Source organism: Mycobacterium tilburgii, from assembly GCF_902168065.1.
In the GTDB taxonomy this organism is placed as follows: Bacteria; Actinomycetota; Actinomycetes; order Mycobacteriales; family Mycobacteriaceae; genus Mycobacterium; species Mycobacterium tilburgii.
The window spans coordinates 1-21,146 of sequence record NZ_LR655728.1; the positions used below are offsets into that span (position 1 = coordinate 1).

Genomic DNA, 21,146 nt, shown 5'->3' on the forward strand with positions numbered 1-21,146 from the left:
GGTTGCGGGCTACCCGCACAACGTCGTCGCACAACTCCTTGGGATAGGGCTTGCCATGGTGACATCCTTCCAGCCCGCCCACCCTGGGCAAGCGATCTCGGTTGTCACCCATCCGTGCAACAGACCCGACCGGTGCGCGGCGTGATGCTTCGAAGGTGGTTGGAAGTGTCATTAGGGCGCCATCCGAATTCCGGCAGAGCTACCATGCCCGGTTGTTTCCCAGCCTCGCGCCAGTCACCAACACACAGCACACTCCCGACGGCACTGTTGTTCGCATGCGAGGGAGGAAGCCGATCCTATGAACATTTTTATCATCCACAACGAGGAAGCCGAGCAGCTAGACTATCTGCTTCCTCGCGCTGAAGGTCTCGTGAAGGCTGTAGGATCGTGCACACTGGCGCTAATCGGACCCGAGGAGCGTAGTGCAGAAGCAGAATCTGGTCCTGAACAACATGAGCAACCGACTGCGAAGGGCGAAAGACGCGGCTCGGCTATTCTCGGAAAATGCAACGAAGCACGCCCGTGCCTAATAAACGAACAACAAATATAAAAATCGGTCTAAAGATGTTTATGCAGATGATCCATATCAACGACCGATAACCATTGAGCAAGATGTGATGACTGGCCACGCTGAATTCTGGCGGCTAATTTTCGAGGATGGTAATTTGGCGATTGTTATGGAGAGCGATACCGTATTTCGCGAAGAGTCCATTGTTAAGCTTGGTTATTTTTAACCACCTGGCTCAACAGAGACCGACACAACGATAAGGTATTCTATATTGATGTCGCAGGAGGCTGAGATAGGTGCTAAATTCTCAATTTGTGGTGCTTTGAAAAGTGTGGACTGGACCACCATGCTATGGCAGCCGTCGGAGAAAATGTCGTTAATATTATGCGCATTCACACCGAGCCGCCCATCCTGTTCCATGGCTCAGCCTCAGGCGCTTACCAGCCATGGGCAGCAAATTTATAGCGCTCCGAGTTGTTACAAGTCAAAATTCCGTCAACTTAATATGTGCCCATACATATGACCTCGGATTTTCCGAATTACTCAAGAGCAAACGATTACTCCCACGCGACTTTCACGACCTGGAGGTTTGATTTGGCCTCGCTTGAACGACTCCAATGTTTTTAGCAGCCGTAGCAGGCTCCGCGAGGGGCTGCCGATGACCGGACTAAGTTGTCCTAACATTCCGTATGGATGAGTGGGACAGCGACGTATCGTACTCTACACCCCGCACTGGCAGCTTCGGGTCGAGCCACGGGGCGAGATGTGCGAGGCCAGCGGTCGCTGCGGGCAGCTTCGATCGCAAACTCCGCTGTCACCCTTGTCCAACATTCCGGAAAGCCGAACAACGGCCAAACACGCTGCGGCGTTAAAGACTTGGGCAGCGACCCATTACGCCATCTGAACCAGCTGTCACCGCGACCCGCAAACTAACTGGCCTCAACAGTAAAGTATCGCGAAAATGACTTGTTAGCTAAACGGCGCGGAAGCGGTTGCTCGTAGGCTGGCGCAGGCGCCCGTGGCCACTGGATCGAAAGTGCAATGAAGGGTTCCTTTTGAAGATCTCGGTTATCGGATGCGGTTATGTTGGTCTGGTCACGGGAGCCTGCCTAGCGGACAGCGGCAACGACGTCGTCTGCGTCGATGTCGACCACGACAAAATCGAGCTACTACTTGCGGGCGGGGTACCGATTTACGAACCCGGCCTGGCCGAGCTTATATCGAGGAACCGAGAAAACGGGACCCTCGATTTCACAATTGATATGCGGCGTGCGGTAGAACACGGAGACGTGATATTCATCGCTGTCGCGACACCCATGAGCGAGAGTGGCGAACCTAATCTCGCCCATGTCTACTCCGTAGCAGAAGACATCGGCTCGTACATGGACCACTACCAGGTCGTAGTCGACAAGTCGACTGTCCCAGTCGGTACTGCCGATGAGGTTCGCGCGATAATACGCAAGAAGACAAGGCATGCCTTTGACATCGTCTCAAACCCAGAGTTTCTAAAAGAAGGTACGGCGATCACCGACTTCGTCAAGCCCGACCGTGTTGTAGTCGGGAGCGACTCAAAACGCGCTCTCGACATCATGCGCGAACTCTATGAGCCATTTTTGCGCACTTTCCACCCGCTGATCACTTTGGATATCCGAAGTGCTGAGATGGCAAAATACGCCGCCAACTGTTTCCTCGCGACCAAGATTTCATTTATAAATGAAATCTCCAATCTATGCGAGAAGACTGGAGCTGATATATCGGCGGTTCGAGAAGCTATCGGTGCGGACGCCCGCATCGGCTACGAATTTCTGTTTCCTGGCGTTGGTTATGGCGGGTCGTGTTTGCCCAAAGATGTTCAGGCCCTAATACATACTGCCGCCGATCTGGGCTCAGATATGCGGCTCCTGCGTGCGGTCGAGCACGTCAACTGCGAACAGAAGGCTGCCCTGGTGTCAAAGATTGTCAGCCACTTCGGCCGCAAGTCCGCGAATTGTAGCGATGATCTTTCCCGGCTACGCATCGGTCTGTGGGGCCTGAGCTTTAAGCCGCAAACGGACGACATGCGCGAGGCCCCATCTTTGGTCATCGCCAAGAGATTGGTAGAGCTCGGGGCGAGTGTTAGAGCTTTCGATCCGGAAGCGGCGAACCAGGCGAAGAACGCGCTTGGAGACTCAATCGAATATGCAACCAATATGTACGAGGCCGTCGAGGACGCCGACGCCCTACTTTTAGTGACCGAGTGGAAGCACTTCCATCGGCCGTCTTGGCAGCGCGTCAAATCGGTCATGCGTGGCCGTGTCGTCTTCGACGGTCGAAACATCTATGATCCAAAGCGCCTACGGGCCGAGGGCTTCGAGTACTACGGCATGGGCAGGAACTAGGGGGAGGACACCACGTGAGAGCCCTCGTCGCAGGTGCCGCTGGGTTCCTAGGCTCCCACCTATGCGATCGCCTTCGTCGCGAAGGTACCGAAGTCCTTGGGATCGACAACTTCTTCACGGGGAATCGGGAGAACATCACGCACCTAGAAGGCGATCTTGGGTTCAGCTTTTTCGAGCACGACATCACTCGGGTGATAGATGTCAAGGCGGCCGGCCCCGTGGATGTCATATACAACATGGCATGTCCGGCGTCGCCGTTGACCTATCAGCGGGACCCGCTGTATACCCTCGACACCAATTACATCGGAACAAGAAACCTTCTGGAACTGGCGCGGGAGAATAGCGCGACAATACTTCAATCGTCGACCAGCGAAGTGTATGGCGATCCCGAAATTCATCCCCAGGTCGAGAGCTATCGAGGTAACGTCAACTGCTTTGGCACGCGGAGCTGCTACGACGAAGGCAAACGAATTGCCGAGACGTTGATGCTCGAATACGCGCGTCGATACAAGCTCCAAATAAAGGTCGTCCGCATTTTCAACACGTATGGTCCGAGGATGGATCAGGGAGACGGCCGAATCATCTCAACGTTCATCGCACAAGCCCTGCGGGGCGAACCGATCACCGTCTTTGGAGACGGCAGTCAGACTCGATCATTTTGCTACGTCGACGATCTCGTCGATGGGCTCGTGAGAATGGCTACCAGCGACCCGTCGCTCACCGGGCCCGTCAACCTTGGCAACGCCACGGAGCTCACCGTCTTGGAGACCGCCAGGGTGATCAAGGAGATCACTAATTCACCCTCGGCGATTGTCTACAAGTCCTTACCGTCTGACGACCCACAAAAACGCAAGCCGGACATTACACTCGCCGAGTCCGCACTCGGCTGGCGTCCTGAGATCCCCCTCGAATCAGGTATCGCGCGGACAATTGAATATTTCGAAGACAAGATTCTGAGAAGCTCCCCCAAGAACTCGTGATCATGGGCATTTAGAATATCGGCCAGACGCAGGAACATTCGAGCGGGCTATCCGGAACAGCAGCGCAAGGATTGCCACGAATCCTCGTTACCCCCTGTCGCTCGATCAGGGGGCTACGACACGCTCATCAGAGAATCACAGAAATCGAATACGCCACATACGCCTTTCAAACCGATTTGCCCACAGACTTGCAATGCAACGGCTAAGGTGCTCCAGCCTCTATCGGGAGAAGATCCTCTTAGGCTGCGCCAGAAAGTCAGACTCGAGGACGCTCAGGCCTCAACCCGCCAAGACGAACGAGTCCAGATCCGGACAGCCTGCAGCGCTGCTCATTCGCCTATCCACACCTAAGCCGCACCTAGGCGAATTTTTGAAAGTTGTCTTGCACGTTGTGCCGAACAGCCGTAACAAACCACACGTTCTGGTTATCCTGCTTAGGGGCTTGCTGCTGTCGTCGGCGAAGTAAGCAGGAATCGGATGTACAGTGCCGTATCTGGAGGACCAACGCGTGCCAGTACATGTGACCGGAATCCGATCGGTCGACACAATGCCTTCAAATCTCTACACCTGATGGGAGCAGGGCCTCGTATGCCCGCGCCGCTGACCACCACTATCAAATGTCGATTGTGCGGTGACCCCGGCGCAGTCGAGTTTCTAAATATCGGAAGGCAATCGCTTGCGAACAAATATCCTACGGACGCAGATTATTCCAACAAATAATTTTACCACTTAAAGTATTTTTTGCCTAACTTTTAAAAACGTGCAACTTGGCACCATCATTTCGCGGGAGAGGATGTTCAACTACTACTACTACCACCACCACTTATACTCAGTAAACCGCGGACTGGTCGAGCACTTCGAAAGTCGGGACCAACAGCTGGCATCAGTGCGCTTTGTCGTCGATGTCGGATCTAACGATCGCATCCTCCTGAAACCTCTTCAGCAACGGGGGCGAAGGCACTCGGCGTGGAACCTTAGCTCAACGTATCAAAAATCGCTAATTATCACGGCCTTGAGACAGTTACAACCATCTTTAACGTTCAGGCCGCCGAGAAGATTAAAGCGTCCTACGGAGAAGCAGACGTAATAGTGGCCAGTAGTATCTTTACTCATCTTGAGAATCCTGGTAAATTTATTGAAGCTGTCAAGCGATTGTTAACGGAAAATAACACATTTATCATCGAGGTTGAATACATCGGAACGATTCAAGCGACGTTGCAATTTGAGCACTTCTATTTAGATCGAGTCTTCTATTATTAGCTCACGTCCATCGTAAAAACTATTTGCCGCGCATAGCATGCCGATCTCCGACGCCAGCGAAATTACACCGCACGGCGGATCCCTACAGGTGAAAGTGTAGCGAGCGGGCAGGCAATCCACTACCTCTGAAGACACGCTCCGCATTCCTCGCGCGCGAAGAAAAGAGCTGACATTGACAACCTTACACGAGTTTCAGATGAATGTGGACGTTCAGATTTCGGCTTTCAAAAATTAGGTAGCTAAATACCGGAAAGCCGGTCTGCGAATTGCCGATTATGGTTTTCCAGCGCGAGTAAAAACGATATACAATTACGGTTACAGTGGACCTGGCGAAATTTAGTTCACCGTCGATGACAGCCCGTTAAAACAAAACAAGTTCACTCCGGGTACACACATACCAATTGTCCTGAGAAGCTTCTTAGACGAGGATAGACCTGACGTACTTGTCCTCTTTGCATATTAATACTTAGACGACATCAAGAAGAAAACCGGTGGAGAATACCGCTATATAAAACCCATCCCACCGTCAGAACTAAAATAACTAAGAAGGTCTCTCGCATACCCAAACATTTCATCATTCACCGCTATACAGAGGCGATTGTCAAGGGGCTCGGCGATGACGCTCATCTGCTTTCCGGACGAACGGTACTTTTGAGTGGCGGGACAGGCTTCCTTGGCAAGCACTTTCTCCGTGTATTCAAGCGGCTTAACGACACAATCTTAGAAGAGCCGATGACACTACATGGGACGGATTGCAAACACGTACATTTTGCTACACGACGGATGCGATCACTTGGAGATTTTAAAGGTGCTTCTCAATGGGCGGCGCGGCGAACCCTATAATATTAGTAATACGACCAACGAAATCTCCACGCTCAGCCTAGCTGAATTATACGGAAATCTTGTTCCAGCCTCAGCCTTTCAGCACATCGACTATCCCAATTCCTACCCAGCGGGCGAGCCTCAGCGTCGCTGCCCTGACCTGTCTAAGGCCCAGGTGTAATTGAACTACCAACCACAAGTCGATATTCAAGAGGGACTGACAAATTATCTGGGCGAAAGACCAGGACGCTTATCGGAAGACTGTATGCGAATCGCTGTTATCGGCCGCGGTAAATGGGGGGAGATCATTGTTCGTACGCTCATGGCCATGAGTGACATTGAGCTAATCGACGAATCCAAGGACCTTGATTTCATTCTGCGTAAGGGGCCTGCTAGGGTCCTCATCGCGACACATTCTATAACCCACGCCCAGGTTGCATTTCCGTTTATAAGATTTGGCATACCGAAATTTATTGAAAAGCCGATGGCCACATCACAGGCCGATGCTATCCGTATCCGTGAAGCTGGGTCACGTTCGGGTGCGCCCGTTATTGTAGGGCACATTTAACTGCATAATCCAGCGTTCGAGGCCACCAAAAGTCTTCTTTCCGAAATTGAGCCTGTGCAAGCGGTGTTTTGGGAGGGAATTAACAATTATCAGCGTGCTGATTCGTCGGTATTATGGGAGTGGCTCCTTTACGCGCTCTCGATGAGCCGTGCGCTGATTGACGGGGAACCTAATTCAGTGCAATTGTGGTGTATCGGCGAAGACTCGGAGTCGAAAGCGGCAGTAGCTAATTTTGTGATCAAGGGGATACCGCTGATCGCGAATGCGAGTTGGATCTGGTCACTCAAAGAGTCATAGCATGACCGTTGTGGACGAAAACAGTTCTCTCACTTTCAACGATATCGCTGAACGAAAACTCGTACTCTGCAGTTACGCAGGCACATCATACCCCACCTTGGTTCAGAACGCCCGCTGACGCGCGAAATTCGTGCGTCCATACACGTACTGCGCGGGAGAAACCTGGATCCGCGCCAGCTTGAATCCGATGTTGCGATCGTGCGCGCGATTGCAGCGGCCGAAGAATCTGCAGAAATGCTGGTCGGTTGGTCGAGATCGATGATTTCCGATTGTGACTGACTAACACCTCGTCGCTCTCGTTGTGCGAAATTAGAGTCACAGTTAGAGTGTTGGTAGGAAATGCGTGCAGAACCACTACGGGTCGCGACTAGCTTACTCTCAGTCGCGGATTACTCTCACACTTCGGACAGTGGGAGACAACCCGCACCACACTCTTCGTGGATCATCTGCATTTCGCTGACACACCGGGGAAACCCTGCAACAATGGTACAGTGGCAACGAACATCCCGATCATTTTTACGATCTTCAACCGCCCGGACACCACGTATGAGGTATTTCGGACGATCAGGGCCGCTAAGCCGGATCAACTCCTTGTGATCGCCGATGGCCCTCGCGCGGATCGGCCCGGAGAGCCTGACCTGTGTGCCGCGACACGAGCGATCATCGATGAAGTCGACTGGGACTGCGACGTCCAAAGGAACTTTGCACCAACAAATCTGGGTTGCCGCCTACGCGTTTCCTCCGGGATCACCTGGGCGTTCGATCTCGTCGATAAGGCGATACTCCTCGAAGACGACACCGTGCCATCCGCGTCATTCTTCACGTATTGCGCTGATCTCCTCGATCGGTATGAAAATGACGAGCGGATCATGATGGTCTCGGGGAACAACTTTCTGTTCGGACACGCTCCTTCCGCCACTAGCTACTACTTCTCCAGGCATCCGCACGGGTGGGGCTGGGCGACATGGAGGCGAGCATGGTCGAAATACGATCTCAACATGACCAACTGGCCCGAGATCAGACGCCGAAAGCTCTTTGACCAGTATCTTCCCACGGCGAGCGAGCGTTCCTACTGGAAGTCTCTCTTTCAGAGCGTTTACGACGGCAACATCGATACTTGGGATTACCAGTGGGTCTATACGATCTGGGCGAACTCGGGCCTCAGCATTGCTCCTGCCCGAAATCTTGTGCAGAACATCGGCTTTCATTCAGCAGCGACGCATACGACAGGCGACACTGTCTACTCTTCGCTGCGGGCCGAGGACCTGGACTTTCCCCTCAGCCACCCCCCAACCGTCCTGGCAAGCAGTGACAAAGACGCGCTCGAGTCGAGGCTGCGGGTTGCTGGGTCAAACGCGCTCGGGTATCCGTTGACGAGGTACGCGGCTTATTTCGCCAGGTTCCTCGCCGGAGGGGCTGCGCGTGCGCGACGTAGCCAGGTTAGCTAACGCGGCCTGCTCAAAACTTCCGGGCGATGTTCACAACGCTCGCGTCTTGCTTTAGGAGGGTGACTAGGTAACCTTCGCGGTCTAGGAGGTCAACCGATGGTGGGAGTCGACGCGCAGTACCACGTAGACATTCCCTCGAACTCATCATCGCTACGGAGCTGGCGTGGGTGTCCGTCGCCGTCGAGGTCGCGGGTAACGCTTTGAAAGGATTTGATGACTTGCGGTGCCGTATCTGCAATTCCAGCAGCACGCTGGCGTTCACCCACAAGGTGCTGAACAAATATGATTGCGACTTTTACTTCTGCGCAAAGTGCGGTGGGCTGCAGTCAGAAGAGCCTTACTGGCTAGATGAGGCGTACTCAAGTCCTGTGGCGGCGGCCGACACCGGTGTTCTTTGGCGGAATCTATACCTTGCTCGCGTCACGTCGGTGGTGCTGTATTTCCTGTTCGATCGCCGGGGGCGCTTTCTGGACGCGGCTGGAGGCTACGGCATTTTCACCCGCTTGATGCGGGACGCTGGCTTTGACTATTATTGGACTGACAAATACTGCTCCAACCTAACCGCGCGAGGCTTCGAGTCAGATGCGGTCCCAACGGAACCGTACACGGCAGTCACCGCGTTCGAAGTAATGGAGCACTTGCCCGACCCCGTCGGATTCGTTGCCGAGCTACTAGAGAACACTGGTACTGACACAATCATTTTTACAACCGAGCTCTTCGCCGGCGAACCGCCGGCCCCCGACGAATGGTGGTATTACGCTTTCCCCACCGGGCAGCACATAACTTTCTTTCAACGATCGACGCTGGAGCTTATTGGAAATCGATTCGGCTTGCGCTTCTACAGCTCCGGAATGCTACACGTCTGGACGCGAGCAAAACTGAACCCACTTGCGTTCCGCCTGCTGACCTCGCCGAGTGCGGTGAGTCTTCTCAATGGATTGCCACGCCGGGCCCTCGGATCCCGGACTATGGCTGACCATGAGAGGCTGATACAGACCAGTGGGGAGTAGAACATCCCATACGACGTCCCGCTCATAGACCGGACGTCGAACAGATAATAGAGAAGGCGGGATGAGAGCGCTCATCTGCGGCATTTCGGGCCAAGACGGCGCCTACCTTGCGCGTCTGCTACTCGACAGGGGCTACGAGGTATTCGGCACTTCACGCGACGCGCAGATCGGCCGCTTTGGGAATTTGGTGCGTCTTGGAATCCGCGATCGCGTGCACCTGGAATCGATGTCAGCTAATGATTTTCGCAGCGTAGTCAATGTGCTTCGAAGGACTGATCCCCAGGAGATCTACAACCTGGCCGGACAAAGCTCGGTCGGTCTCTCGTTCGAGCAGCCGGTCGAAACGCTTGAAAGCATCGCTCTGGGCACGGTGAATTTGCTCGAAGCAATACGCTTTTTGGACGTCCCAATCCGCTTCTACAGTGCTGGCTCAAGCGAATGTTTCGGAGACACCCAAGGCCGTGCCGCCAACGAAGAGACCCCCTTCCGACCACGCAGCCCATACGCCGTGGCAAAGAGCACAGCACATTGGCTGGTTGCGAACTACAGGGCCACGTATGGTCTACATGCCAGCACAGGGATATTGTTCAATCATGAATCCCCTTTGCGTCCAGAGCGTTTCGTCACCATGAAAATTGTGGCAGCTGCAATTCGAATCGCCACAGGCGAGCAATCACGGCTGACGCTCGGGAACATTCACATAAAGCGCGATTGGGGATGGGCGCCCGAATACGTCGACGCAATGTGGCGGATGCTTCAGCAGCCCACTGGCTCCGACTTTGTGATTGCGACGGGCGAGAGCCACACCCTCCAAGAGTTCGCGCAGGCTGCATTTAGCCACGTAGGGCTCGACTGGCAACAGCACACAGACCTTTCAGAGGAGCTACGGCGCCCTTCGGATCTCGACGAAGGTTGCGGAGACGCCTCGAGGGCGCGGGAAGTTCTCGGCTGGACAGCAACGTACCGCATGAGCGACGTCGTTAAGGCGATGGTCGAAGCCGAGCGGGACCGGGTGCGCCGCGTATGAAAGTCGCCTTCGATCACCAGGTCTTCTCTTTCCAGCGATATGGAGGCGTTTCGCGGTATTTCTTCGAACTTGCTACCCGACTGCCCTCCTATGGCGTGTCGGAAGTGCGCGTCGTAGCCCCGTTGCACGTCAACAACTACCTCAAGGGTGAATCCGCGCGTCCGCTGACAAACGGTAGATACGTGAGCGCGCTGCCGTACGCGATCGCAGGAACTCCTATAGTTCCCCTACTGGATCAGTTGGCGGCACCGCTGGCCTGGCGGAAAACCAACCCGGACATTATCCACGAAACCTACTTCACGCCCAAGCCTGTCGGCAGGGGCCGCCGCCGCGTCGTGACGGTCTACGACATGATCCACGAGATATTTGCCGACGAGTTCCCCGACGCCATGCACGTAACCGCCGCCAAACGTGCGGCGGTCGATCGCGCCGACCATGTGATCTGCATTTCGGAAAATACGCAGCGCGACCTCGTCCGTCTGTTCGGCGTTGATCCAGAACGAACGAGCGTTGTCTATCTGGGTCACTCAATAAGCCGAACGGCAGACGTCGAGGTCGAGCATACCGGTAACAGCAAGCCCTCGCTCCTATATGTTGGAAATCGCCAAGGCTACAAGAACTTCAAGCTCCTATTGCAGGCTTATGCCGACTCACCGATTTTGCGCGAATTCGAACTTATTGCGTTTGGCGGGCACGCACCCCTGCCCGACGAGCGGGAAGAGATTCGGCGATGGGGAGTTGCTGATCTGGTCCACTTCGAGACGGGATCCGATCAGGCGTTGGCCGCACGTTACCGAGCAGCTGCCGCGTTCGTCTGCCCCTCTCGATACGAGGGCTTCGGACTTCCCCCGCTCGAGGCCATGAGCTATGGCTGTCCGGTGGTATGTAGTACCGAGGGTTCGATTCCAGAGGTGGTCGGGGACGCCGGGTTGTATTTCAACCCCTCAGATCCCGAGGATCTGCGTGGAACTCTGGAACGCGTAGTGACGTCGGAGGAATTGCGGGCAGATCTACGCACACGCGGCTACCACCGCGTCGACACGTTCTCCTGGGATAAGTGCGCGGCCGCGACGGCAGATATCTACCGACAAATCGTTTGAGGACTTGGGTTGTCAACGCGGGAAGCGGCCAACAGCAGACCCCTTCCGGTCCTCAGATTACACATCGTTTAAGACGATAGTGGACGTGGTAACGCCTCATCAGAGGTAGAAGCCTGATGGGTCGAGAGCAAATGTCTGCTACAGCCACACGTTCGATCCTCGACGAGGTTGACTGGGACTGCGAAGTCCTGAGGAACTTCTCGGAAACCAATTTGGGCTGCCAGCGTCGGACCTCCTCAGGCCTCACCTGGGCCTTCGGCCTCGTCGACAAGGCAATAATACTTGAGGACGAACTGCATCCCGTCCGCCTCATTTTTCGTCTACTGCGAAGACCTTCTCAGCTACGGGGCTGATGACCGCGTCATGATGATCTCGGGCAACAACTTCTTCTTTGATCAGAATCCGGTGGAGCATAACTATTACTTTTCGCGGCATGCGCACGTTTGGGGCTGGGCCACCTGGAGGCGAATCTGGACGAAATTCGACCCCGAGATGGCCCATTGGCCGGATATTTAAAGACAGACACCTCTTCGACCGCTATTTCGCTACGACTCTCGACCGGCTACTACTGGGAGTCCAGTCTTGCAATATCTTTACGAGGGCAAGATCGACAGTTGGGCCCTACCAGTGGACCTACAGCATGTGGGCCAACTCGGGTCTCAGCATCGCGCCAGCCCGAAACTTGGTACGAAATATTGGCTTCCACGATGAGGCCCCCCCCCCCATACGAAATGGGACCCTGTGTACTCTTCGCATGCGTCGCTAGCCAGCAAAGAATTGGACCTGCCTCTTACCCATCCGGCGATTCTTCTCGCGAGCTCTGACAGAGACAAGCTCGAGGCAAAAATCCGGGCTGATCGGGCGAAGGGTTCCAAAAGGAGGCAAACAAATACGCAGCCCTGCTCAAGGTGCCAGTGAGGCGCGCTACGAGACGAGGGAACTGGCCAAATCCCGCAAGGCTCACTCCCCGTGTATGAACGTGGTACACCTACGAGCAACAGCTGGTCCGCCTGGCGTCTCGCGCCTTGCGGAATCGGGGCAAGGCTAAACACGGACACGCCCTGCAGACCAAATGCGGGGAAGGTCCGGCTACCGGTGTGGCCGCGTTCTGCATCAAACCATGCGAAGTCGATTGGTTCGCACATGATCCGGCCACAGGGCGACGTCCTGTTTGAGCGCTTTGAGATCCTCCCGATCCTCAATCCGGTGTGCTGATTCACATTCACGACATCTTCAGCCCGAAGGACGACCTGTACGAGTGGGTACAGTCAGTCTGCTTCTGGAACGAGCAGTATCTGCTCGAGGCGTTCCAGTGCTATAATTTAGAGTTCACAATAGATTGGGGTGCTGAACTTTTTGAAGCACCACTACCCGAACGAATTAACCGCGGTCTTCCCAGTGTTTGCGGGCCCAACTCGAATCCCGCGAGCACGGCTCGTTCTGGCTCAGGCGGGCGTAGCCAACCCCGCGTTGCTCACCGCCGGACGCGTTGCTTACCGTCGGAAGACGAAAGCCAAAGCCGTGAAGTAGTATTCACACACGCGCAGATAGGAACGCGACAGTCGGCGCCCGCCCAGCGGGTAGCGGCCATGCATGTCCCACATGCGACGGAGATCGTCGAAGACCTCATTGGGTGCGCGATTCGTGCCGACTCCGTTGGTGTCGAAATCACACAGCACGCGCCGGAGCGTCACCGGCGCGCGCAGCAAGGCGGCACGGAGGATGAATTCCTGGTCGGCGGCGATCCCGAAGTCGAGGTCGTAGCCGCCCAACTGCTTGATGACCGATGACCCGTAAAACGAGGCTTGATGCGGGATCACCTGCCAACCGGCGAGGAACTTGCGCAGACTGAAAGGCATCGGGCTGCGCACCCGCCCTAGACCGACGAGATTGTCCATCCCGTAGCCCCAGACCTCGCGGGCGGACCCGTGCCGTGAGATCGCGTCAACCGCGTCAGCCAACGCATCGGGGTCGGAGAAGCAATCGCTGGAGTGCATGAACCACAACAGATCTCCCGACGCCCGGGCGATGCCTTGATTCATCGCGTCATAGCGTCCGCTATCCGGCTCGGACTGCCAGTGGGCAAAGGCCGGTTCCACGCCGGACAGGTACTCAACGACCTCATCGCCGGATCCTCCGTCGATGACGATGTGCTCGATGCGCCCCGAGTAGCGCTGGGCTCGCACGCTGTCCACGGTGCGTTTCAGCCCGTCGAGGTCCTTGAGGGTAATCGTTATCACCGACACGGTGGGAGCTGATGTCACGGGTCTCCCTCTCGCGCAGGTTTCGCTGCTCGACGCGACAACATGATCCCGACCTCCGCGTGCCTGCGAAACCTTCCCGCACCGGTGCATCGGCCCACCCCGCGCGTCCCCCATACCCTCGGCGGGAAGCCCTGCTGATTCCGGTATCGATCACATTAAACCGTGGTCGACGTGAAATCATCCGGTTGCTGAAACGGCGCATCGGCTCTGTGACCACGGCGAACCAAACGCCCGTGCCTGGGCTGGCCGGCCGACCTGTAGGGTGATAGCGTGGGTCGGATCGCGAGCACCTGATCCCACAAAGAAGCGCCTTGTGCCATCGGCTGGCTAAGCGCGCGATCAGGAGGTGTTGGAGGTCACGATGTTTGGTCTCTTTCGGAAGATTCTGCAAGACAAAGTCGACATCATCGATCAAGCATTCACATCTCTGGACATTGAGTCGTTCGCGGACCTCGGCGGCGTCTGGCGAGTGGAAGGCGGCTATACCTTCCACGCCCTCGACAAGCACAAAATCAAAGACGCCGCACTGGTCGATACGCATCCGACCGAAAAGGCCATAAACAAAGCCAAGTCGTATCCGCAACTTCGCCTGATCAAGGGCAACTTCGGTGACCCCGCGATTGCCGACCAAGTGGGCAACGTCGACGCGGTGTTGCTCTTCGACGTGTTGTTGCACCAGGTGGCCCCCGACTGGGACAAGATCCTCGACATGTACGGCAAGAACGTGCGCGCCCTGGTGATCTACAACCAGCAGTGGACCGGGCCGGGCAGCAACGTCCGATTACTGGACTTGGGCGAAGACGAGTACTTCCGCAATGTCCCGCACAATCCTCGTCAGGAGATCTACAAGAATTTGTTCGGGAAACTGGACGAAATTCATCCCGACCACAACCGGCCGTGGCGCGATGTGCACCATATCTGGCAGTGGGGCATCACCGACGTGGATCTCGAGACGAAGGTCGCCGAACTGGGATTCACTCTGCTGCACAAGAAGAACTGCGGCCGATTCGGCCGGCTACCGAACTTCGAGAATCACGTCTTCATTTTCACACGTCAGTAGCGTCCTGATCTCCGAGCGGCCGAAGGGCGTTGTCGCTGCTTTGCGTCGGCTGATGCGTACGGCTGAACGGCCAAACACCCACCAGACCTTTGCGGTGGGGTGCCACCAGAGCAAACCTGTGCCACCACTGCAGGAGTCGCTCCGAACGCGGCGCCCAGCGATACTTCATTGCCAATTCCGCCATACGCGGGTATGTCGCGATCGTTTCTTCCAGCACCGCGCGCCCCTGAGCACCGGGAACATTGGCGATCTGGCGTAAGATCCAGTCGGCCATCGCGGAGATGAGTTTCTCGCGCTCGGGATCGTCCGGGAAGAGGTCGAGCATCGCGTCAAACGTCGCGGCATGCCCCGGACCCAGTGCCAGCCAAAATTTTGGCGGATCCGCAACTTGGTTGTGCCACATACCCTTTGAATGACGACGGTAGACCGACATGGTGTCGGGCAGCATTCCGATGTCGCCGCGGGCCGCATGCCGGACATGCAGGTACCAGTCCAACGGCATCACGTCGGCGGGGATGTCGTCGTAGCGGTCCAGGCGGCGGTAGACAACCGAGTTCGTCTGAATGAAATTCATCAGCAGCAGCGCGTCGACTGTCAAGTTGCCGCGCAAGTGGGGCGGGGGAAACGTCGAGTCCTTCGCGTAGCCGTCTTCCCAGACCACCTGCACCGGGTGGAAACACACCGTGGCGGCCGGATGCCGATCGAGGAAGGCGATCTGCTTGCTCAGTTTGAGCGGGTCGGTCCAGTAGTCGTCCGCCTCGCACAGCGCGATGTACTCACCGCGGGCCGCCGACAGGGCCCCGGTCATGTTCCGGTTGAGACCCACGTTCTCAGGTCCGAAGATCGGCCTGAACAGGTGCGGGTACCTGTCGGTGTACTCCCGGATGACCGACGCGGTGGAGTCGGTCGACGCGTCGTCGGCGACGATGATTTCCACCGGGAAGTCGGTTCGCTGGGCGAGGAAGCTGTCGAAAGCCTGGCGAGCGTAACCCTGCTGGTTGTGCGTGGTCGCCACGATGCTCACTTTCGGCGGAGTCGCTGCCGTCCCATCGGTCACTGCGAATCTCCTTCCGGTACATGCGGCCGTCACGAGTCATCTCGCACCGCATGAAGTATGGCAGCAGGTTTGCCTGCGAACTGACGGACGGGACCGACTCCGCGTACTCACCTCGTGCATAGCCCATCGCCTCGCGAGCCATGTGGTTGAATGGCCGAGATGATTGGCGCGACTCGCGCACGGCGCGGTTAACGGTGCCCAGCAAATGATTCCGGCGCCGCAGTTCGCTCGTAGCCGTGGTTGGGTGCCGAGATATGACCACTTTCAGTCCCTGAAGCCGGCACCCGCGGGCTAGATTCCATCGAGCTGGACGAGATCGGAGAGGTGTAGTGGGAATTCGCAGGCGTCTGATCGAATTCAAACCGGCACGCATAGCGTTCAACGCCGCTACATATGTGCTGTTTCAGGCCCGGCTTTTCGTGGTGACGTTTCGTGAACGCCGAGCGTATACGGACGAAACGCAAGAGCCTGTTCCGCCCGCCAAAATCCGGTGGCGGGTCCATGGGACTCTGGACAAGGAATCGTATGTGGCGGTCGGCAAGCTACTTGCGCAGAATGTCCGCGATCTATCCGAATCCGCCGGCCAAGACCTTGTTTCCTGTAAGGACATTCTGGATTTCGGCTGTGGGTGCGGGCGGGTTATCCAAAATTTCCGCAGTGAACCGCGCCCGTACACCTTGTACGCCACGGATATCGATCCTGAGTTGGTAGCCTGGGGCCGGAGCAACCTCGACGGGATCAATTGGAGTGTCAACCCCCACCGGCCGCCCCTGCCATTCGAGAAGAACTCCTTCGATTTGATTTATGGGATCTCCGTCTTCACGCACTTGGACGAGGATTTCCAGAATGTGTGGCTGGCCGAACTGCAACGAGTTGCGCGACCGGGAGCGACGTTGATCTTGACGGTCCACGGCGAACACGTCCTAAAAGGCCTTCGAATGCTGGACGATTCCTATCTCGACGAGATTAAAGAACGCGGAATACTCTTCTTCAACTGGGCGAACGGGAAGCTGAAAGTGGACGGTTTCCCGGACTTCTATCAGACAGCGTTCCACACCAAAGACTACGTCTACTGCGAGTGGTCGAAACACTTTGAGATCATCGACTACGTGGAACGCGGTATCGGCAACTATCAGGACGCCGTGGTTTTGAAGAACCGGTGAATCGCCCCTGTTTCGCGTAGCCGACGTCCCACCCCCGGACGCCCCGAGAAACACCGTGAACGGCCGACCGGCAACGGGTCGAGCAGAGACAATGGCTTGCACTGTGGCCGACCGCCCGAACGGAGAGTAGGAGAGTCGTGAAGTTTGCCCTGGCGAGCTACGGGACCCGCGGCGATATCGAGCCGAGCACCGCGGTCGGGCGCGAACTGCAACGCAGGGGTCACGACGTTCGCCTGGCCGTCCCGCCCAACCTGGTCGGCCTGGTCGAATCGGCCGGGCTGCGGGCTGTCGCGTACGGACCTGACCAGCAGGAAGGGTTCTGGGACGTCGATTTCCTGCGCAAGTTCTGGAAGGTCAACGAGGTGATTGCGTCCTGGCGCGAAGTCCAGGAACTTTTGGCGCAGTCGTGGGAGGATATGAGTACCACCCTGGTGTCGCTCGCCGACGGGGCCGACCTGCTGGTCACGGGCCCGGGGTTTCCCGGGGTTCCCGCCAGCGTGGCGGAGTACTACGGCATTCCACTGGCCACGATGCACTACTTTCCAATGCTACCCAACGGCCAGGTCGCTCCGGGTGTGCCGGCGCCGCTGGTGCGCGCCGCGGTCAGGGCGCTGGACTGGCCGCAGCGGTTCGTCACCAAACGGGCCGAAGACGCCCAGCGCCGCGAACTGGGTCTGCCGAAGGCGAGGGGTCCGGTGCCCCGGCGGATCAGCGCACGCGGAGCGCTGGAGATCCAGGCCTACGACGAGGTGTGCTTTCCCGGGCTGGCGGCCGAGTGGAAGAAGTGGGGCAGGCAACGCCCGTTCGTCGGTACGCTGACGATCGAGATGGCGACGGAAGCCGACCAGGAGGTCGCATCCTGGATCGCCACCGGCACACCGCCGATCTTCTTCGGTTTCGGCAGCACCCCGGTGCGTTCTCCGGCCGAGACCATCGAAATGATCGGCGCGGCCTGCGCGCAGTTGGGCGAGCGCGCTTTGGTTGCCTCCGGTCGAAGCGACTTCAGCGACGTCCCGCAGTTCGACCGTGTCAAGGTGGTGGGCCCGGTCAACTACGCGGAAGTATTCCCCGCCTGTCGTGCGGTCGTGCACCACAGCGGCGCCGGCACCACGGCGGCGGGCCTGCGTGCCGGGGTTCCCACCCTAAGCCTCTGGAGCCTGGGCGATCAACGGATCTGGGCGGGTCAGGTGAAACGGTTGAAAGTAGGTGCGGCCCGGCCATTTTCGGCAACCACCCGGGAAACCCTGGTCAGTGACCTGCGCGAAATACTGGCACCAGACTGTGTTGCTCGCGCCCGCGAGATCGCTAAACGGATGACCATACCCACCGAAAGTGCCATCAAGACAGCCGATCTCCTGGAGAATTTCGCCCGCGTACCGGCGACGAGCAACTAGACGACTGGAAGGTTAAGCGCAATGAAATTCGTTCTGGCCAGCTATGGAACGCGTGGCGACATCGAACCCTCCGCTGCGGTTGGCCGCGAACTTCAACGGCGAGGTCATGGCGTCTGCCTGGCCGTCCCCCCTGGACTGCTGGACTTCGCCGAGGCGGCGGGTCTGTCGGCGGTGCCTTACGGGCCTCCGATCGAGGAATTCCTGGACGAGGATTTTCTGCGCAACATGTGGACGGATTTCCTGCGCAGCGCGTGGACGATCCACGGACCGATCAACCTGGTGCGCAAGATATGGGAGCCCATCATCGTGCACTGGGCTCAGGTGAACAAGACGCTGCTAGCACTTGCGGACGGGGCCGACCTGCTGTCCACCGGCATCAACTTCGAGCAGGCCGCCGCCAACGTGGCCGAGCATTACGGCATTGCGTTGGCCACCTTGCATCACTTTCCGATGCGGGCCAACGGCCAGCTGGTTCCGACGCTGCCGGCCCCACTGGTCCGGTCGTCGATGACGGCGATCGAATGCCTGTTTTGGCGCTCGACGAAAAAGGTCGAAGACGAGCAGCGCCGTGAACTTGGCCTGCCCAAAGCCACATCGCGGTCGCAACGCCGAATCGCTGATCGCGGATCGCTGGAAATCCAGGGCTACGACGCGGTGTGTTATCCGGGTCTGACTGCCGAATGGGCGAAATGGGGTGACCGCCGACCCTTTGTCGGTGCGCTGACGATGGAACTCGCCACCGATGCCGACGACGATGTGATGTCGTGGATCGCCGCGGGATCACCACCGATCTGCTTCAGCTCGGGCAGCATTCCGGTCGAATCCCCCACCGAACTGGTGGCGATAATCGCCCAGACCTGTGCGCAGTTGGGTGAGCGCGCTTTGGTGTGCTTCGGCGGCACGGACTTCGCTGAGGTTCGACCCCGGCATCATGTCAAGCTGGTGGAACCGGTGAACTATGCTGCCATTTTTCCGGCGTGCCGGGCGGTCGTTCACCACGGCGGTTCGGGCACCACGGCCGCGAGTCTGCGCGCGGGCATCCCCACGCTGATCCTGTGGAGCTCGGCCGATCAGCCGTATTGGGGTGCCCAGGTAAAGCGACTGAAAGTCGGTGTTGCCCGCCGTTTTTCCGCCACTACACCGGCGACGCTGGTTGCGGATCTGCGGGAGATCCTCGCCCCGTCATACGCCGCTCGTGCTCGCGAACTCGCGACCCAGATGACCGCGGCCGCCGACAGCATCAGCCACACCGCCGATCTGCTGGAGGACGCGGCGACACGGAAACCGTCTGGCTAAGGCGATCCTTGCGCTGACTTGATCAGCAGTCCCTGCCCGGTGGGCAGCGAACAGATCGGCACACCCAATTCGGCTGCCAGCGCATCCATCGCGGCACGCTGCTCGTCGCGTCCCCGGTTCGCGTAGTCGTCCAAGAGCACAAAGGCGCCCGGCGTCAGTCGCGGCCAGAAGTAGCGCAGCGCGGCGACTTCGGGTGGGGCACAGTTCATGTCGATGTGCAGGTAAGCTACCGTGCGGGCCTCGACCTGATCAAGCGTTTCCGGCACGGCACCGACGATGATGCGGTGGTTTTGCCACTGCGCGAAATTGGCCCGCACGCCATCGACTCCGCTGACATACATACCATTACGCAGCTTTGACTGGCTCCGCTCGACCTCTCCCGATTGGCGCTCGGTGTCGGTGACAAAACGCGGATCGATCCCCGCGAAGGTGTCCAGCAGATAGAACGTCTTGCCGAGCCGATCCCAGTCCAGATGCTCCATGATGGCGCTGCTCAAGAATCCGTAGCTGACGCCGCACTCGACGAAGTCGCCGTCCAACTTGCTAGCATTCTCCGCAGCCCACAGCCCGATGTGCACCCGCCATTGCCACTGATACCAATCCGGGTCGGGCAGGGCACGCGCGCCGCGTTGGTATGCGCACTGGAACGCCGGGTCCTCGAGGAAGGCGTCGTTGTGGAAACTGATCAGCCCGTCGCTCGCGTAGACATCAGGCAGCAGGGCGCGCGCAAGCCAATACTCGGTGCGCACCCACCACATCAACAGGCGAGTCTTAGCATCTAGACCGGTTGCCACGGCGGCAACCATAGCACTGACGCACACCGTTGTTGCGCCCATCGGATGGGTGTCCGGCGATACGGAGGACCAAGACATGTACTCAGGCAGGGCTTTTAGATGATCGGCGGGTGCCAATCGTGCCCCTTTGGAACTGGTTCGCGAGATTACTGGTGCGCGATGGCTAGGGCTTGCGCCACAGCACACCGGTGCCGTCGATTTCCTCGATTTCGGCGGTGATACCGTGCTTTTCGCGGTAGTCGGCCACGGCCTGCTCGCATGGTTTGAGCGCGTGGTAGTCGTCGATGATGCAGAAACCGCCGGAGGACAACCGCGGATACAACGCATCCAAGGCCTGCATCGTCGACTCGTACAAGTCACCATCGAGCCGCAACACCGAGATCTGCTCGATCGGCGCATCGGCCAACGTGTCCTTGAACCACCCCGGCAGAAAACGAACCTGATCGTCCAACAGACCGTAACGCTCGAAATTCGCCCGCACCTCAGTTTCCGGAACACCGAGCACTCTCGCATGCCGGTGCAACCGAATCCCTTTGTCCGCCTTGTAATTCACGGTGTCGGGTGGTGGCACACCCTCGAACGAATCACACAGCCAGACTTGCCGTTTCCAATCGCCGTAGACCGCCAGCACTCCGCGCATCAAGATGGACGCCCCACCGCGCCACACACCGCACTCGACCAGATCGCCCGGCACGTTGTCGGCCAGCACGGTCTCCACAC

Annotated in this window: 16 protein-coding genes and 1 pseudogene; 13 read left to right on the top strand and 4 right to left on the bottom strand. The window is 57.6% G+C overall.

Translation table 11 applies throughout. From position 1 onward, the window contains the following. Positions 1-1,563: 1,563 nt before the first annotated feature. The 9 genes and pseudogenes from FQ389_RS14010 to FQ389_RS14055 all read left to right on the top strand — a co-directional run bounded on the left by FQ389_RS14010 (position 1,564) and on the right by FQ389_RS14055 (position 11,398). Positions 1,564-2,886 carry a UDP-glucose dehydrogenase family protein gene (locus FQ389_RS14010; RefSeq protein WP_144208652.1) on the top strand — a complete coding sequence of 441 codons (1,323 nt, stop codon included), beginning with the start codon at positions 1,564-1,566 and terminating at the stop codon, positions 2,884-2,886. A 14-nt stretch (positions 2,887-2,900) separates the two neighbouring features. Continuing rightward, positions 2,901-3,866: a UDP-glucuronic acid decarboxylase family protein gene (locus tag FQ389_RS14015; protein WP_144208655.1), complete on the top strand. Its 966-nt coding sequence runs from the start codon at positions 2,901-2,903 to the stop codon at positions 3,864-3,866. Between the two features lie 1,029 nt (positions 3,867-4,895). Further along, positions 4,896-5,126 (top strand): methyltransferase domain-containing protein, encoded by a 231-nt coding sequence (locus tag FQ389_RS22635; RefSeq protein WP_407662894.1) that lies wholly within the window; start codon positions 4,896-4,898, stop codon positions 5,124-5,126. A 352-nt stretch (positions 5,127-5,478) separates the two neighbouring features. Further along, a pseudogene (locus tag FQ389_RS22640) lies at positions 5,479-5,589 on the top strand (hypothetical protein); the annotation flags it as partial. Positions 5,590-6,276: 687 nt separating this feature from the next. Then, on the top strand, positions 6,277-6,516 hold the full coding sequence (locus tag FQ389_RS22645) for a Gfo/Idh/MocA family oxidoreductase (protein WP_407662895.1): 240 nt from the start codon (positions 6,277-6,279) through the stop codon (positions 6,514-6,516). A gap of 788 nt (positions 6,517-7,304) precedes the next feature. Continuing rightward, positions 7,305-8,261, top strand: coding sequence for a methyltransferase type 11 (locus FQ389_RS14040; RefSeq protein ID WP_144208664.1), 957 nt, complete (start codon positions 7,305-7,307; stop codon positions 8,259-8,261). Between the two features lie 167 nt (positions 8,262-8,428). Beyond that, positions 8,429-9,271 carry a class I SAM-dependent methyltransferase gene (locus FQ389_RS14045; protein WP_186296438.1) on the top strand — a complete coding sequence of 281 codons (843 nt, stop codon included), beginning with the start codon at positions 8,429-8,431 and terminating at the stop codon, positions 9,269-9,271. A 61-nt stretch (positions 9,272-9,332) separates the two neighbouring features. Then, positions 9,333-10,298, top strand: a complete 966-nt coding sequence (locus FQ389_RS14050) for a GDP-mannose 4,6-dehydratase (protein ID WP_144208670.1) — start codon at positions 9,333-9,335, stop codon at positions 10,296-10,298. Then, positions 10,295-11,398 (top strand): glycosyltransferase family 4 protein, encoded by a 1,104-nt coding sequence (locus tag FQ389_RS14055; RefSeq protein ID WP_144208674.1) that lies wholly within the window; start codon positions 10,295-10,297, stop codon positions 11,396-11,398. The genes FQ389_RS14050 and FQ389_RS14055 overlap by 4 nt, the downstream gene beginning before the upstream one ends. A gap of 1,493 nt (positions 11,399-12,891) precedes the next feature. Here the strand turns inward: FQ389_RS14055 and FQ389_RS14070 are convergent. Next, on the bottom strand, positions 12,892-13,662 hold the full coding sequence (locus tag FQ389_RS14070) for a glycosyltransferase family 2 protein (protein ID WP_144208677.1): 771 nt from the start codon (positions 13,660-13,662) through the stop codon (positions 12,892-12,894). A gap of 361 nt (positions 13,663-14,023) precedes the next feature. Here FQ389_RS14070 and FQ389_RS14075 point away from each other — a divergent pair, with 361 nt between their 5' ends. Then, the gene (locus tag FQ389_RS14075; protein WP_144208680.1) at positions 14,024-14,722 is read left to right on the top strand and encodes a class I SAM-dependent methyltransferase; all 699 of its coding nucleotides are present in this window, start codon (positions 14,024-14,026) and stop codon (positions 14,720-14,722) included. On the opposite strand, the gene FQ389_RS14080 is transcribed toward FQ389_RS14075, so the two are convergent. After that, on the bottom strand, positions 14,709-15,779 hold the full coding sequence (locus tag FQ389_RS14080; protein WP_260860773.1) for a glycosyltransferase: 1,071 nt from the start codon (positions 15,777-15,779) through the stop codon (positions 14,709-14,711). The genes FQ389_RS14075 and FQ389_RS14080 overlap by 14 nt on opposite strands. Before the next feature lie 395 nt (positions 15,780-16,174). On the opposite strand from FQ389_RS14080, the gene FQ389_RS14085 reads away from it, so the two are divergent. From FQ389_RS14085 to FQ389_RS14095, 3 genes are all read left to right on the top strand, one after another. Continuing rightward, positions 16,175-16,942 carry a class I SAM-dependent methyltransferase gene (locus FQ389_RS14085; protein WP_260860774.1) on the top strand — a complete coding sequence of 256 codons (768 nt, stop codon included), beginning with the start codon at positions 16,175-16,177 and terminating at the stop codon, positions 16,940-16,942. A gap of 137 nt (positions 16,943-17,079) precedes the next feature. After that, positions 17,080-18,336: a glycosyltransferase gene (locus tag FQ389_RS14090; protein WP_144208686.1), complete on the top strand. Its 1,257-nt coding sequence runs from the start codon at positions 17,080-17,082 to the stop codon at positions 18,334-18,336. Positions 18,337-18,357: 21 nt separating this feature from the next. Then, a complete protein-coding gene (locus FQ389_RS14095; RefSeq protein ID WP_144208689.1) occupies positions 18,358-19,632 on the top strand; it encodes a glycosyltransferase in 1,275 nt (424 codons plus the stop codon). Here FQ389_RS14095 and FQ389_RS14100 read toward each other — a convergent pair. After that, positions 19,629-20,438, bottom strand: coding sequence for a TylF/MycF/NovP-related O-methyltransferase (locus tag FQ389_RS14100; RefSeq protein WP_186296439.1), 810 nt, complete (start codon positions 20,436-20,438; stop codon positions 19,629-19,631). The genes FQ389_RS14095 and FQ389_RS14100 overlap by 4 nt on opposite strands. 151 nt (positions 20,439-20,589) lie before the next feature. Next, the coding region (locus tag FQ389_RS14105) for a TylF/MycF/NovP-related O-methyltransferase (RefSeq protein WP_144208691.1) at positions 20,590-21,146 on the bottom strand (557 nt) is incomplete at its 5' end.